The sequence below is a fragment of the Curtobacterium sp. L3-7 genome, assembly GCF_048756585.1.
Taxonomy (GTDB): Bacteria; Actinomycetota; Actinomycetes; order Actinomycetales; family Microbacteriaceae; genus Curtobacterium.
In genome coordinates this window covers 2,088,671-2,102,213 of the sequence record NZ_CP151474.1, presented here as the reverse complement: position 1 = coordinate 2,102,213, position 13,543 = coordinate 2,088,671, and the positions used below count along the sequence as shown (strand labels likewise).

Here is a 13,543-nt window from a genome sequence, read left to right as displayed (position 1 = left end):
CGCTCCTGTCGTGGTCGTCGTCGTTGACGTGCCATGGCCGGCGTGATCGCCTCCGTTGACGGGCACCGGCGTGGAGGCAAGCGTATCCGCCCCGGTGCTGCGATGTCGCGATCCATCCGCATGCATGCGCATGTGCGTTCATCGGCCAGGTACCCGCGTGCATGCAGCCTTGCATGCAAGGCGTAGGATCGGAGATCGTGAACAGCACGGCGACGACCCAGGCGGCATCCGACCGCGCCTACGACCACGTCAAGCGGGCGATCATCCGCGGGGACCTCGCCGGCGGGACCGCCATCAGCGAGAACGCCATCTGCCAGGACCTCGGGATCTCCCGGACGCCGGTGCACGAGGCGTTCCTCCGGCTCGCCGCCGAGGAGCTCATCGCGCTGGAGTCCCGCAAGGGCGCCGTCGTCCGCCCGATGTCCCCGAACGAGGCGGCTGACGTGCTCGAGATGCGCGAGGCGATCGAGTCGACGGCCGCGACCCGCGTCGTCTCCGACGGCCGCGTGGCGGACCTGGCCCCGAGCCTCCAGGCCATGCTCGCCGAGCAGGAGGCGGCCGTGCGCGACGGCGACGTCGACCGGTTCATCGAGGTGGACGCGGAGTTCCACGGTGCCGTGATCGGCGCGTCGCGGAACGCGATCGCCGTCCTGTTCGCCCGGACGCTGCGCGATCGGCAGCAGCGGCTCCGGCACCAGCTGATGCGGGTGCAGCCGTCCCAGTTGCAGGCGTCGCTCGACGACCACCGTGCGCTCGCCCGCGCGCTCGAGGACGGCGACGCCGCCCGCTACGCGGAGGTGCTCGGCGCCCACGTCGCGTCGCACCGGGGCGCACTGTGAGCGCCACCGGGTCGATCCCGACGACCGGCTCGCTGGCGGTCCCCCGTGCCCGCGTGATGCCGTGGGTCGCCGTCTGGGGTGCCGTGTTCGTGTGCTCGTGGGGCGGCAACCAGTTCAGCCCGCTGCTGCTGATGTACGAACAGCGCGCGCACTACTCGTCCGTGCTCGTGAACGTGTTCCTCGGCGTGTACGTGCTCGGGCTCGCGCCGGCGCTCCTCGTCGCCGGGTCCCTGTCCGACCGGCACGGCCGCCGCCCGCTCATGCTCGCGGGCATCGCCTCCGCCGTCGTCGGCAGCGGTCTGCTCGCGCTCGGCCCGTTCGGCCCCGGCTTCCTGATGGCGGGGCGCCTGTTCGCGGGTGTCACCGTCGGCATCGCGATGGCCGTCGGCAACAGCTGGGTGAAGGAACTCTCGCAGGGCCGGTTCGACCCGACGGCGGACGCCGGCTCCGGGGCCCGTCGCGCGTCGCTCGCGTTCACCCTCGGATCCGCCTCCGGTGCACTCGTCGCCGGGCTCATCGCGCAGTGGGGCCCGATCCCCGAGGTCCTGCCCTTCCTCGTCCACATCGCCGTCGCGCTGCCGTTCGCCGTCATCGTCTGGCGGACGCCGGAGACCCAGCGCTCCGGTGGGCTCGCCGGCCCCTGGTGGCGGCAACTCCGCGTCCCGAGCGCCGGGCACCGTCGGTTCACCCGCGTGGTGCTCGTCGGCGCGCCGTGGATCTTCGGGTCCGCCGCGATCGGCTACGGGTACCTGCCGACCCGGCTCGAGGGGGCGACCGGCACGTGGGGGCTCGTCTTCGCGACCGCGGCGACCGTCGTCGCCCTCGGGGTGTCGAGCGCGATCCAGCCGCTCGCGAAGCACGTGCACTCGATCGCGTCGGCGCGGGGCATCGCGACCGCGGTGTTCCTGATGACCCTCGGGATCGCGGTCGTCACCGTCGCGATCGAGCTGCAGTCGGTGTGGATCGGCATCGCGGCGAACGTGGTGATCGGCGTCGGGATCGGGATCGCGCTCGTGTCGTCGTTGCTCGAGGTGCAGCGGATCGCGGGCGCTCGGGACCTCGCCGGGTTGACCGGGGTGTTCTACGCGGCCGCGTACGCCGGGTTCCTCGCGCCGGCCGTCATCGCGGCGGTGGCGAACGTCGTGGCGCTGCCGCTCGTGCTCTGGGTGATCGTTGCGCTCGGCGTCGTGTCGTGGATCGCGGTGCTGGTCTCGTCACGCCGCCACATCCCGGCGTAGCCGGCGGCGAGTCGCGCCGCCGCGCCGCCGGCTCGGCGGAGCGAGGACGGGCGCTACAGCTGGTCGCGGAGCCACGAAGGGCCGCGGGTCGTCGCGCCGATCGCCTCGACGCGGGCGCGCAGCTCCCGGTCGGCCGTCACGACGACCACGGGGGCATCACCGGCGTCGATGGCAGCCGAGGCAGCGGCGACGATCGCGTCGTCCCCTGACCCGTCCGCGAGCACCACTGACACCCCGGACCCCGGCTCCGACGTCGCCCCGCGGGCGTCCCCCTCGAGCACGACGGTCCACCGCGGCCACCACCGCGTGAACCCGAGGTCGAGCAGCGGCGCCGGGACACCCGCCGCGGCGAGCGCCGTCACGCCGTTGACCAGGCGGGACGCGGCACCCGCTCGGTCCTTCCACCAGCCGTCCGGCACGCTGCCGACGACGTTCGCGGCATCGACCACGACGCGCGGGGCGACGCCGATCGCGGAACGGAGCGCCGGCCACGACGCGCCGAAGCCCGGGTGCAGCGGCAGGTCGTCGACCTCCTCGACGGGGACCCAGGACAGCGCGAGGCTCTCCCGGTCCGCGATGACCGGCTCGAACGGCCGGGAGGCCCGCCCCACCACGGTCGTGTACGTCCAGAACCCGAGGTCGAGCACCGACGTGTGGCGCAGGTCGACCCCGTCGAGCGGCACGCCGGCTTCCTCGGCGGACTCCCGGAGCGCTCCGGTGACGGCGTCCTCGTGCTCGTGTCGGGCACCGCCGGGGATCCCCCACGTGCCGCCGTGGTGGCTCCACTCGACGCGGTGCTGGAGCAGGACGCGTCCGCGGCCGTCGTCGACGAGCAGGCCGGCTGCACCGAACACACCCCACGCCTTGGTGCCGTCGGGTCCGTACGCCCAGGCGTCGCCGGGGTCGCGGGGACCTGGCGGCGGACCTGGGGGCAGCGCGTCTGGCACGCCCCAAGCCTGTCACACGGCACCCGTCATGTGACCGCGGAGGTCGTGTACCGTTTCGTCCGAAGACACGGGGTGCCGCATCCGGCGGCTGAGATCACACCCGTCGAACCTGCTCGAGTTCGTACTCGCGAAGGGATCGTCCGATGAACACTCCTGCGCCCGCTCCTGCCTGGGCCGACCGTTCCGCCGAACTGCTCGAGGCCGTCAGGTCCAGGGCGCCGCTCGTGCAGTGCATCACGAACTCGGTGGTGCAGAACGTCACCGCGAACGTGCTGCTCGCGCTCGGCGCCTCGGCCGCGATGGTCGACGTCCCCAGCGAGGCCGGTCCGTTCGCCCGGGTCGCCGACGCGCTGCTCGTCAACACCGGCACCCCGCACGCCGAGCCCCTGGTCGCGTCCGTCGAGGCCGCCCGCGCAGCGGCCGAGCACGGCATCCCGTGGGTCCTGGACCCGGTGGCGGTCGGGTCGCTCCCGGTGCGCACCGCCCTGGCCCGCGAGTTGCTGGGCGTCGGTCCGACGGTGCTCCGCGGCAATGCGTCCGAGGTCCTCGCGCTGCTCGGCGACTCCGCCGGTGGGCGCGGGGTCGACAGCACGGCCGGCACCGACGACGCGCGTGCGTCCGCCGTCGACGCTGCCGGGAGGCTCGTGGGCGCCGTGGCCGTGTCGGGTCCCGTCGACCTGGTGTCCGGCTCCAGTGCCCCAGGCGGCTCCGGCACGGTGGTCCGGATCGCGAACGGGACCGAGCTCCTCACCCGGATCACCGGCGGCGGGTGCGCACTCGGCGCGGTGATCGCGGCATTCACGTCCGTCGCCCCGGACGACCCGCTCGCCGCGACCGTCGCCGGCACCGCGGTGCACACCATCGCCGCGGAGCTCGCCGCGCGGGACGCCGGCGGTCCGGGGACGTTCCAGCCGCTGTTCCTCGACCGGCTGGCGTCGCTGACGCCCACCGACGTCGTCGCCACGGCACGCATCACCGAGGAGGTCGCCGCATGACCGGGCTCGGTGTCTACCTGGTCACCGACGGCACGCTCTGCGACCGGCACGGACACGGGGTGCTCGGCGTGGTCCGGGCTGCCGTGCACGCCGGGGTCGGGATCGTGCAGGTGCGGGACAAGAACGCGAGCGCGAGGGACCTCCTCGCACTGACGGCCGCCGTCGCCGACACGGTGGGCGACCGTGCGGCCGTGGTCGTCGACGACCGGCTCGACGTCGCCCTGGCCGCTCGGCTCGCCGGGCACCGGGTCGCCGGGGTGCACCTCGGGCAGTCGGACGTCCCGGTGACGGCTGCGCGCGCGCTCCTCGGTCCGGACGCCCACGTCGGGCTGACCGCGAACACCCCGGCGCACCTCGACGTCGTCGCCCGGCTCCCCCGCGGGACGGTGGACCTGCTCGGCGTCGGTGTCGTGCACCCGACCGCGACGAAGGCCGACCACCCGCCGGCACTCGGGCACGACGGGTTCGCACGCCTCACCGCCGCGACGGACGTGCCGTGCGTGGCGATCGGCGGCGTCGACCTCGACGACGTGGCGCCCCTGCGCGCTGCCGGTGCAGCGGGGGTCGCCGTCGTCTCCGGGATCTGTGCGGCACCGGACCCCGGCGCGGCGGCCGCCGCGTACGTGGCTGCGTGGGGCGGCTCGCGGTGAGTCGGCCACCCCGGGTGCTGAGCATCGCCGGCACCGACCCGACCGGCGGTGCCGGACTGCAGGCCGACCTCAAGGCGATCGCCGCACACGACGGCTACGGCATGGCGGTCGTGACCGCCGTCGTCGCGCAGAACACCCGCGGCGTCCGGTCCGTGCACGTGCCGGACGTCCGTGTCCTGCGCGACCAGCTCGACGCCGTGTCGGACGACGTCGTCGTGGACGCGGTGAAGATCGGCATGCTCGGCACGACCGCGGTCGTGGGCGAGGTCACCGACTGGCTCCGCACGAACCGCCCGCCGTCCGTGGTCGTCGACCCGGTGATGGTCGCGACGAGCGGCGACCGGCTGCTCGACGCGGACGCCGAGCGGGCGATGACGGGGTTGTTCGTCCAGGCCGACCTCGTGACGCCGAACCGGTCCGAGCTGGCCGTGCTCGCCGGGCTGGCTGGCGTCGACGACGCGGACCCGATCGCAGCGGCACGGGGTGTGGCCGCCGCGTGGGACGTGCTCGTGCTGGCGAAGGGCGGGCACGCCGGCGGCGACCGGTCGGACGACGTCCTCGTCACACCGGACGGCACCGTCCGAGTGTTCTCCGCGGGGCGGGTGGACACGACCAACACGCACGGCACCGGGTGTTCCCTGTCGAGTGCGATCGCGACGCTCGTGGCCAGGCACGGCGACTGGGAGGTCGCCGTCGGCACGGCGAAGGACTGGCTGACGGCAGCGCTCGCCGGCGCGGACGCACTCGAGGTCGGCAGTGGCAACGGGCCGATCGACCACGGGGCGCTCGTCCGCGCCGCCCTGCCGTCCCCCCGGTTCACCGACGCCTGGTGGGACGACGTCCGCGAGCTGCTCGACGCGACGATCGCGGCCCCGTTCATCCGGCGGATGGCCGACGGCACGCTGGAGCCGGACGTGTTCGCGGGCTACCTCGCGCAGGACGTGCACTACCTCCGCGCGTACGAACAGCACCTCGCGGCGATCGGGCACCGCGCGACCGGGAGCGATGCCGCGTTCTGGGCGGCCGCCGCTGCCGGCTGCGGCGAGGAAGCGGCGACCCTGCACCACCGCCGACTCGCCGGCACCCACGCCGACGACCCGGTGCACCCGACGTGCGCCGGCTACCTCGCGCACCTGGCGGCGGCCGCGACGCACCCCGACGTAGCCGTGCTCGCCGCCGCCGTCCTGCCCTGCTTCCGCGTGTACGCGTGGGTCGGGGCGCAGCTCGGCACCACACCGGTCGGACACCCGTTCGCCGACTGGATCGCGGCCTACGGCGACCCGGACTTCGCGGCGTCGAGCGCCCGTGCGACGGACCTCGTCGAGGAACTCGCACGCGCGGCCACGCCGGCGGTGCGGGGCGACATGGCCCGGGCGTTCCACGAGTCGACCCGGTGGGAGCTGGCGTTCTTCCTGATGCCCTACGAGCTCGGCATGCCCTGGGACTTCGGCGCCAGCCGGACGAGCTCGACGTCGAGCGACCCGTCGGAGGCGGTGCAGCGCATCCAGGTGTGATCCGGCTGGCGTCGACGGTCCGTCGGCGAGCCGGGGTTCAGCAGGCGGAGACCCCCTGGTGCCACGGTGTCCCACGGGATGTGCGAGTGCCCGAACACGAGCACGTCGACGTCCGGGTACGCCGCTGCCGCGCGACGCTCGCGGCCGGTCGCCGCACCGGTCTCGTGGACGACGGCGAACCGGAGCCCCTCGACGTCGACGTGCGCGGCGAGCGGCAGCCGGTCGTCGAACTCGGGGCCGTCGTTGTTCCCGCGGACCCCGACGAACCGCGCGGCCCTCGCCTCGACGGCGTCGAGCGTCGCCAGGTCCACCCAGTCCCCCGCGTGCACGACGAGGTCCGCGGCGTCGATGTCGTCCCACAGTCCGGCGGGGAGGTCCTTCGCCCGCTTCGGCAGGTGCGTGTCCGACAGCAGGACGATCGAGGTCGTCATGCCTTCGGCAGGTCCGGGTCCACGTCCGTGTCCGTCGCCCGGGCCGGCATCGGCAGACCGGCCTCGTCCGAGGCGCCCAGCCGCTCGAGCAGGCCGGCGAGCAGCGCGATGTCGTCGTCCGACCAGCTCGCGATCCGTTCGTCGAGGGCGTCGCGGTGCAGCTTCACGGATCGGGCGAGTGCCGCGCGTCCCTCGTCGGTCGCCTCGAGCGGCTTCGCGTTCCCCGTGCCGCCGTCGGTCGTCCGGATCAGCCCGGCGGCGAGCAGCCCGGCGAGCTGCCGGGAGATCGTCGACCGGTTCAAGCGGAGGTACCGGGCGATGTCGATGGCCATGCAGCCGGGGTGGAGCACGACGAAGTCGACGAGCGACTGGTCGACGATGCTCAGCGCGGCGTCGTCCCCGCGGGCCCTGATGCTCGCCCGCCGGGTGATCCGGGAGAGCTCGGTGTAGGCGCGTCCGATGTCAGCGTCCCGGACGTCGGACCTCGGGTGGTCCATCCTGACTCCAACCTGTCGTTCCGTGCCCGTCACCATACCGGTGGGGTACAACCCTGGACCCCGGTGAACCGCCGAGCAGTGCGCGATCCGCCGACGGTCTGCGCGAACCCGCAGCCGGGCTAGTCGCCGCGTGCCGCCGCGTGCAGGGCCTCGATGTCGAGCTTCACCATCTGCCGCATCGCCTGGTACGCCCGCGCCGCGCCCTCCTGGTCGCCGCCGGCACTCATGATCTCGCCCATGTCCGCCGGGGTCACCTGCCAGGACACGCCCCATGCGTCCGTGATCCAGCCGCACGCCACCGGGGTGCCGCCGGCGTCGACGAACGCGTCCCAGATGCGGTCGAGTTCTGCCTGGTCCTCCACGTCGACCTGGAACGAGATCGCGTCGGTGTGCGGGTGCCCCGGGCCGGCGTTCATCGCGCGGTAGGGCTGCCCGTTCAGGCGGAACTCCACCACCAGGGTCGTCCCGTCCGGGAGCTTCTCGACGTGGTCGAGGGACGAGTCCGGGATGACCGAGGTGTAGAACGTGGCGGCCTGCTCGGCCTGCCCGTCGTACCAGATGAAGGGGACGATCTGTCGCACGGTGGGTCCTGTCGTCGGGCTCAGTCCGCGACGCTGCGACTGAGGAGCGGTGCCTTGTCCGGATGGTCGTCGAACCACTTGCCGACGAACCAACACATCGGGACGATGCGCTTGTCGTTCCTGGACTCGACGTCGGCCACGGCGTACTCGACGAGCTCGGCGGCGTAGCCGTGCCCGCGGTGTGCCGGGACCGTGTACGTGTGCGGGAACGCGACGGCGTCGTCGTTCTCGCGGTAGTCGAGCACGCTCACCAGCGCGCCGTCGACGTACATCGCGTACCTCGAGCGGTCTGCCTCGTCGCGGAACTCGTGTGCCATGCCGCCATCATGCCTCGGAATTCACCGAGGGGCACGGCGTTGTCTTGGGGCATGACGACCATCGGGATCATCGGAGCAGGCAACATCGGCGGACAGCTGGCACGACTGGCGGTGCAGCACGGGTACGACGTGGCGATCGCGAACTCGCGCGGCCCGGAGACGCTGGCGGACCTCGTGTCCGAACTCGGCGACCGGGCACGGGCGGTCACGCGGGACGAAGCGGCGGCAGCAGGGGACCTCGTCGTGGTGACGACCCCCCTCGCGGCGATCGAGACGATCCCCGTGGAGCCCCTCGTCGGCAAGGTCGTGATCGACACGAACAACTACTACCCGCAGCGCGACGGACACATCGCGGCGCTCGACGACGAGACGACGACCACGGCCGAACTGCTGCAGGACCGCCTGCCGGGCGCCCGCGTCGTCAAGGCCTTCAACCACATCGCGGCCGCCGACCTGACGACGGCCGGGACGCCCACGGGCACCGCCGGTCGCCGTGCCCTCGTCGTCGCAGGCGACGACGCCGACGCCAAGCGCGTCGTGTCGGACCTGCTCGACGAGTTCGGCTTCGACCCGGTGGACATCGGCCCGCTCGCCGAGGGATGGCGCATCCAGCGCGACACCCCCGGCTACGTCAAGCCGTACGCAGTCGTCGAGCTCGAGCAGGCCGTGGCCGACGCGAAGCGCTACCGCGACATGTGAGCCCCGGCGCGGTCGCGGGCTCGACGGAGCCCGCGGCCGCGACGGCGCCCACGGCCGTGATCAGGCCGCGTCGAAGATCACCGTCATCTCGGCGATGTCGTCCTCGCTCGGCGTCCACGCGGTGCCGGCGTCCACGTTCTGCGTGATCTGCTCGGGCTTCGTCGCACCCGCGATCACGCTCGTCAGCCCCGGCTGCGCCAGGAGCCACGCGAACGTCGCCTGCAGCATCGTGACGCCGCGCTCGTCGCAGAAGCCCTGGTACTCCTCGAGCACGTCCCACGGCGCGCTCTCGAGGAGTTCCGGCTTGAGCTTCGACAACCGACCGTCGACGGGGCCGCCGGAGCGGGTGTACTTGCCGCTGAGCAGCCCGTTGTACAGCGGGAAGAACGGCAGGAACCCGAGCGCGTACGCGCGGACCGCCGGCAGGACCTCGGCCTCGGCGCCGCGGGCGAGCGGGCTGTACTCGTTCTGCGCGGACACGAACGCCGTGGTGCCGGCGATCGACGCGGTCAGCTCGGCTTCGGCGATCTGCCACCCGGCGAAGTTCGAGTGCCCGACGTAGCGGATCTTGCCCTCGCGGACCAGGTCGTCGAGGACGGACAGTGTCTCCTCGATCGGCGTCACCGAGTCCGGCCGGTGCATCTGGTACAGGTCGATCCAGTCCGTGCCGAGGCGCTGCAACGACGACTCGACGGCGAGCCGCACGTAGCGCCGGGACCCGCGGACGCCCCAGTCCGGTCCGTTCGCGCCACGCATGTCCATGCCGAACTTCGTCGCGAGGACCACCTCGTCGCGACGTCCGGCGATCGCCTTGCCGAGCATCGACTCCGACTGCCCGGGGGTTCCGCCGTAGATGTCGGCGGTGTCGAAGAGCGTCACGCCGGCGTCGAGTGCGGCGTGCACGACGGCGTCGGTGCCGTCCTGCGTCTCGGTGACCGTGTCCGGCCTGCCGAAGTTGTTGCAGCCGAGGCCGACGGTGGAGACGACGAGCCCGGAGGGGCCGAGTGGACGGTGTTCGATCGCTGCCATGCACCGACCGTACCGGCGTCCCCGGAACTGGGGCTGCGACACCGGCACCGGTTGCCGTTAGAACTGACGATGGATCAGCCTACGGAGGGAGCCGAACAGTGGCGTCGCATCGCTTACCCGATTCCGAACGACCCCGCCGTCCCGTCCCTGCCTGGGTGACGACCCCGTTCGTCGACGGCGCGGCCGATCAGGAGGCCCGACCCGCGTCCGCCGCCTCGGCACCCGTCCCCGAGACGGTCGAGTCCACCCCGCCGCAGATCGTCGCCGCCTCGACACCGGCTCCGTCCAGCGCTCCCGACGCCGCCGCGGTGCTCGATCCGGACGCCGTCGCGCCCGACTACCCACCCGTGGAGGAGCACCTCCCGCCGGCCCCGACGTCGCCGACCGTGCACACCGTGCCGTTCGACCAGCTCGTCGCCGAGTCACCTGCGCCCGTCTCCACTGCGCCTGTCCCAACTGCGCCCGTCTCCCCGGTCGACGCGCCCGTGCTCGTCGGTGCGCCCGCAACCCGTCCGACCGCGCCCGCCGGACCTGTCGTCCCGCAGGCAGGGCAGCCGCGGTTCTCGGTGCCCGGGCTCGAGCACGTCGTCGTCGCGGGGACCGAGCCGCCTCCCGTCGGTCCGGTCGGGTACCGGACCCCCGCACGCTTCGCCCACCAGCAGGTCACCCGGGCGCTCCCGATCACCGAGGCACCGGCCCCCGCCGACCTGGCTCCCGCCGTCCTGGCCCCGGCCGCCGGTCCAGCGGCCGCCCCGGCCCCGGTCGTCACGGGAGCTCCCGAGGCGACCCGCGCCGCGACCCGTGACGAGCCGGAGGCGACCGTCGACGCCCAGGCCGAGCCGAGCCTCCCGTCCGACGCGGAGGCGACCACGAAGCGGACCGCACGCCGCCCGCTCGGCGCGACGCCGGGTGGGATCCTCGGCGCCGTCGCCGGGATCGCGGCGCTCGGACTCGCGGCCTGGTGGTTCCTCGCCCCCGCGTCCGTGCACGCGGCGGGTGTCGCGATCGGCGCGCTCGGCGTCGTGCTCTCGATCGCCACCCTGCGGAACCCGGCGGCGACGTGGCAGCGGCCGGTCGCGCTCCTCGGGGCCGTCCTCGGCGGCGTCGGCACGCTCGCGCTGCTCTGGGCCGTCGCGACCGCCGTCCTCCCGATGGCCGGCGTGACCTTGCCGGACCTCACCGGCTCGGGCCTGACCCCCACCCTCGTCCCGTAGCGCGCCCGCTCCGGCTCCCGCGCCCCTGTCGGAGCATCGAGTGCGCCGAAACGGGGACCTCCCGCCCCTCGCGCCCACCACTTCCGCGCACTCGATGCCCCCGACCCGGCGACCAGGCGGGCACGAACCCGGTCAGACCGCGCGGACGACCCCGCGCGACAGGATCGCGTTCGTCAAGGCGTCGATCGGCTCGCGCTGCACGGTCGGGTTCGCGATGAGGACGTAGTCGACCGCCGGCAGGTCGGGCAGCCCCAACCGCTGCGACACCTTCACGAGGTCGGCGGGGATGAGCGAGTGCGGGAACACCGCGACGCCGATCCCTGCGCGCACGGCGGCGAGCACGCCGTTCACGTCACGCGTGTTGCAGGTGATCCGCCACGTGCGACCGGCGGCTTCGAGCGCGTCGATCGCCATCTGCCGACTGATGCTCGGCGCCTGGTACGCGATGAGCGGCACCGGCTCGTCCCGCTCCACCGCGATGCCGTCCTGCGCCATCCACACCATCTGGTCCGTCGCGACCCTGGTGCCCTCGGCAGACTCCCCCGCGGTCTGCTTGATGAACACCAGGTCGAGCTGCCCGGCGTGCACCCGACGCAGGAGCGGTGACGACTGGTTCACCGTCAGCTCGAGGTTCACCTGGGGGTGCAGTCGCCGGAAGTCCCGGAGGATCCGCGGCAGCTGCGTGATCGCGAGGTCGTCCGCTGCGCCGAACCGGAGCCGCCCGCGTGTGGCCGACCCGGAGAAGTAGGCATCAGCGGTCGCGTGGGCCGCGAGGATCGTCCGCGCGAACCCGGCCATCGCGTCCCCGTTGTCCGTGAGGCTGACGCCGCGGGTGTCCCGGGCGACGAGGGTCCGCGACACCGCCGTCTCGAGCCGGCGCACGTGCTGGGACACCGTCGGCTGGCTGATGCCGAGTCGCGCCCCCGCCTGGGTGAAGCTCTGCGTCTCGGCGACGGCGAGGAAGGTCTGCAGCAGGACGGGATCGAGCACGGGCACCTCATTCGACATCGCAATGGAGTGATAGCAACCATACGGGGATCGAATGGGTTCGTCGCAAGTAGTTTCGATGGAGTACCGATTCCGCCACCGACAGCCGGAGACCCCACCCCGTGAGCGCGTCATCGACGACCCTCTATCCGCCGACCGAACCCCTGCCGATCCAGGCCACCCGACCGCCCTGGCGGCACACGCTCATCGCCCTGTCGGTCCCGAACTTCCGGCTCTTCACCGCGACCAACCTCGTCGCGATGACCGCCGGGTGGATGCAGCGGATCGCGCAGGACTGGCTCGTCCTGCAGCTCACCGGCTCGGTCGCGCAGGTCGGCATCACGGTCGCGTGCCAGTTCGCCCCGATGCTGTTCTTCGGTCTGTTCGGCGGGGTCATCGTCGACCGCTTCTCGAAGCGCGCGCTGATGATGATCACGCAGGGTGCCTTCGCGGTGCTGTCGGCCCTGCTCGCGGTGCTGACGCTCGCCGGGGTGGTGCAGGCGTGGCACATCTGGGCGATCGCCTTCGTGGTCGGGATGGTGACGGTCATCGACAACCCGGCTCGCCAGGTCTTCGTGACCGAGATCGTCGGCCACGAGCACCTCAGGAACGCCATCAGCGTGAACTCCTCGGTGTTCCAGCTCGGCGGGATGATCGGCCCGGCGCTCTCCGGGGCACTGCTCGTCGCCGTCGGCGCGGGGTGGTCGTTCGGCGTGAACGCGGTCGCCTGCGCCGCGGTCGTCGTGACGCTGGGGTTCCTGCGCGTCTCGGAGCTGCACCGCACCCCGCCGGCACCGCGGGCGAAGGGCCAGCTCGTCGAGGGGCTCCGCTACGCGATCGGGAAGCCGACGATCATCGTGCCGGTCGTCCTCGTCGCGTTCTTCTCGGTCTTCGCGCTGACGATGCCGGTCCTGCTGTCCGCCTTCGCCTCCCAGGTGTACGACGTCGGGGCCGGCGGCTACGGCGTGTTCAACTCGGCGATCGCCGTCGGCGCCCTCGTCGGCGCCCTGCTGTCCACGCGTCGCGCCGTGGTCAGGTTGCGCACCATCGTCGGCGGCGTGTTCGGGACCGGGATCCTGCTCGTCGTGTCGGGCAGCATCCCCGTGATCGCGCCGTTCACCGTGATGCTCGTCGCCGTCGGCATGTCACAGCTGCTCTTCCAGACGGCCTCGAACTCGCTCGTGCAGCTGTCGTCGAACGTCGCGATCCGCGGCCGCGTGATGTCGCTCTACATCCTCGTGCTCCTCGGCGGACAGGCGATCGGCGGACCGCTCATGGGTCAGGTCGTCGACCACTTCGGCGCCCACGTCGGCATGGTCGTCGCCGGAGGGGTGCCGGCCGCGGCAGCGGCCGTCATCGGCCTGGTGCTCGCCCGTCGCGGTGGGTTCCACCTCGGCGTCCGGATGCGGCACCACGTGCCGCTCCCGGCGATCGTCGGGCACCGCTGACGGACAGGAGGCTCGTGGCGGGCTCGCACCGGGCCTCCTGTCCGGTGGTGGTCGGTTCCATCCGCTCCCGCACAACCAAAAGCCGTCCGAACCGCGGAATTCCGCGGTTCGGACGGCTTTCGGTTGTTCAGCGGGCCGTGCCAGCCACCCGCGACGG

At 73.0% G+C, this 13,543-nt stretch carries 15 protein-coding genes and 1 riboswitch; of the genes, 8 read left to right on the top strand and 7 right to left on the bottom strand.

Annotated features, from left to right (window positions below; genetic code table 11):
• Positions 1 to 197 precede the first annotated feature (197 nt).
• On the top strand, positions 198 to 839 hold the full coding sequence (locus AAEP80_RS10270; RefSeq protein WP_281264149.1) for a GntR family transcriptional regulator: 642 nt from the start codon (positions 198 to 200) through the stop codon (positions 837 to 839).
• Positions 836 to 2,077, top strand: a complete 1,242-nt coding sequence (locus AAEP80_RS10265; RefSeq protein WP_420364342.1) for an MFS transporter — start codon at positions 836 to 838, stop codon at positions 2,075 to 2,077. The genes AAEP80_RS10270 and AAEP80_RS10265 overlap by 4 nt, the downstream gene beginning before the upstream one ends.
• A gap of 53 nt (positions 2,078 to 2,130) precedes the next feature.
• On the opposite strand, the gene AAEP80_RS10260 is transcribed toward AAEP80_RS10265, so the two are convergent.
• The gene (locus AAEP80_RS10260; protein ID WP_420364341.1) at positions 2,131 to 3,024 is read right to left on the bottom strand and encodes an NUDIX domain-containing protein; all 894 of its coding nucleotides are present in this window, start codon (positions 3,022 to 3,024) and stop codon (positions 2,131 to 2,133) included.
• A 58-nt stretch (positions 3,025 to 3,082) separates the two neighbouring features.
• A riboswitch (TPP riboswitch) is annotated at positions 3,083 to 3,178 on the top strand.
• Between AAEP80_RS10260 and thiM the strand changes: the two genes are divergently transcribed.
• From thiM to thiD, 3 genes are all read left to right on the top strand, one after another.
• Positions 3,168 to 4,019, top strand: a complete 852-nt coding sequence (gene thiM / locus AAEP80_RS10255) for a hydroxyethylthiazole kinase (protein ID WP_420364340.1) — start codon at positions 3,168 to 3,170, stop codon at positions 4,017 to 4,019. It overlaps the preceding riboswitch by 11 nt.
• Positions 4,016 to 4,669 (top strand): thiamine phosphate synthase, encoded by a 654-nt coding sequence (gene thiE, locus AAEP80_RS10250; protein ID WP_420364339.1) that lies wholly within the window; start codon positions 4,016 to 4,018, stop codon positions 4,667 to 4,669. Before thiM ends, thiE begins: the two co-directional genes overlap by 4 nt.
• Positions 4,666 to 6,183, top strand: coding sequence for a bifunctional hydroxymethylpyrimidine kinase/phosphomethylpyrimidine kinase (gene thiD / locus AAEP80_RS10245; protein ID WP_420364338.1), 1,518 nt, complete (start codon positions 4,666 to 4,668; stop codon positions 6,181 to 6,183). The genes thiE and thiD overlap by 4 nt, the downstream gene beginning before the upstream one ends.
• On the opposite strand, the gene AAEP80_RS10240 is transcribed toward thiD, so the two are convergent.
• The 4 genes from AAEP80_RS10240 to AAEP80_RS10225 form a co-directional block, all read right to left on the bottom strand.
• On the bottom strand, positions 6,090 to 6,614 hold the full coding sequence (locus tag AAEP80_RS10240; RefSeq protein ID WP_420364337.1) for a metallophosphoesterase family protein: 525 nt from the start codon (positions 6,612 to 6,614) through the stop codon (positions 6,090 to 6,092). The two genes, thiD and AAEP80_RS10240, sit on opposite strands and share 94 nt — an antisense overlap.
• Positions 6,611 to 7,111: a MarR family winged helix-turn-helix transcriptional regulator gene (locus AAEP80_RS10235; protein WP_420364336.1), complete on the bottom strand. Its 501-nt coding sequence runs from the start codon at positions 7,109 to 7,111 to the stop codon at positions 6,611 to 6,613. The genes AAEP80_RS10240 and AAEP80_RS10235 overlap by 4 nt, the downstream gene beginning before the upstream one ends.
• A gap of 119 nt (positions 7,112 to 7,230) precedes the next feature.
• Positions 7,231 to 7,692: a VOC family protein gene (locus tag AAEP80_RS10230; RefSeq protein WP_420364335.1), complete on the bottom strand. Its 462-nt coding sequence runs from the start codon at positions 7,690 to 7,692 to the stop codon at positions 7,231 to 7,233.
• Between the two features lie 20 nt (positions 7,693 to 7,712).
• Positions 7,713 to 8,009 (bottom strand): GNAT family N-acetyltransferase, encoded by a 297-nt coding sequence (locus AAEP80_RS10225; RefSeq protein ID WP_281264140.1) that lies wholly within the window; start codon positions 8,007 to 8,009, stop codon positions 7,713 to 7,715.
• Positions 8,010 to 8,060: 51 nt separating this feature from the next.
• On the opposite strand from AAEP80_RS10225, the gene AAEP80_RS10220 reads away from it, so the two are divergent.
• Positions 8,061 to 8,708, top strand: coding sequence for an NADPH-dependent F420 reductase (locus AAEP80_RS10220; RefSeq protein ID WP_420364334.1), 648 nt, complete (start codon positions 8,061 to 8,063; stop codon positions 8,706 to 8,708).
• 60 nt (positions 8,709 to 8,768) lie between these two features.
• Here AAEP80_RS10220 and AAEP80_RS10215 read toward each other — a convergent pair whose 3' ends face one another.
• Positions 8,769 to 9,737: an aldo/keto reductase gene (locus tag AAEP80_RS10215; RefSeq protein ID WP_420364333.1), complete on the bottom strand. Its 969-nt coding sequence runs from the start codon at positions 9,735 to 9,737 to the stop codon at positions 8,769 to 8,771.
• A 155-nt stretch (positions 9,738 to 9,892) separates the two neighbouring features.
• Between AAEP80_RS10215 and AAEP80_RS10210 the strand changes: the two genes are divergently transcribed.
• Complete coding sequence (locus tag AAEP80_RS10210; RefSeq protein ID WP_420364332.1) at positions 9,893 to 10,951, top strand: hypothetical protein; 1,059 nt, start codon at positions 9,893 to 9,895, stop codon at positions 10,949 to 10,951.
• A gap of 132 nt (positions 10,952 to 11,083) precedes the next feature.
• Here AAEP80_RS10210 and AAEP80_RS10205 read toward each other — a convergent pair whose 3' ends face one another.
• On the bottom strand, positions 11,084 to 11,941 hold the full coding sequence (locus AAEP80_RS10205) for a LysR substrate-binding domain-containing protein (protein ID WP_123653040.1): 858 nt from the start codon (positions 11,939 to 11,941) through the stop codon (positions 11,084 to 11,086).
• Between the two features lie 119 nt (positions 11,942 to 12,060).
• Here AAEP80_RS10205 and AAEP80_RS10200 point away from each other — a divergent pair, with 119 nt between their 5' ends.
• Positions 12,061 to 13,386, top strand: a complete 1,326-nt coding sequence (locus AAEP80_RS10200; RefSeq protein ID WP_420364331.1) for an MFS transporter — start codon at positions 12,061 to 12,063, stop codon at positions 13,384 to 13,386.
• Positions 13,387 to 13,543 lie beyond the last annotated feature (157 nt).

Coding starts and splice junctions, on each gene's coding strand:
- AAEP80_RS10235 (WP_420364336.1), bottom strand. CDS start 7,111: ATGGACCACCCGAGGTCCGACGTCCGGGACGCTGACATCGGACGCGCC.
- thiE (WP_420364339.1), top strand. CDS start 4,016: ATGACCGGGCTCGGTGTCTACCTGGTCACCGACGGCACGCTCTGCGAC.
- AAEP80_RS10220 (WP_420364334.1), top strand. CDS start 8,061: ATGACGACCATCGGGATCATCGGAGCAGGCAACATCGGCGGACAGCTG.
- AAEP80_RS10240 (WP_420364337.1), bottom strand. CDS start 6,614: ATGACGACCTCGATCGTCCTGCTGTCGGACACGCACCTGCCGAAGCGG.
- AAEP80_RS10225 (WP_281264140.1), bottom strand. CDS start 8,009: ATGGCACACGAGTTCCGCGACGAGGCAGACCGCTCGAGGTACGCGATG.
- thiM (WP_420364340.1), top strand. CDS start 3,168: ATGAACACTCCTGCGCCCGCTCCTGCCTGGGCCGACCGTTCCGCCGAA.
- AAEP80_RS10215 (WP_420364333.1), bottom strand. CDS start 9,737: ATGGCAGCGATCGAACACCGTCCACTCGGCCCCTCCGGGCTCGTCGTC.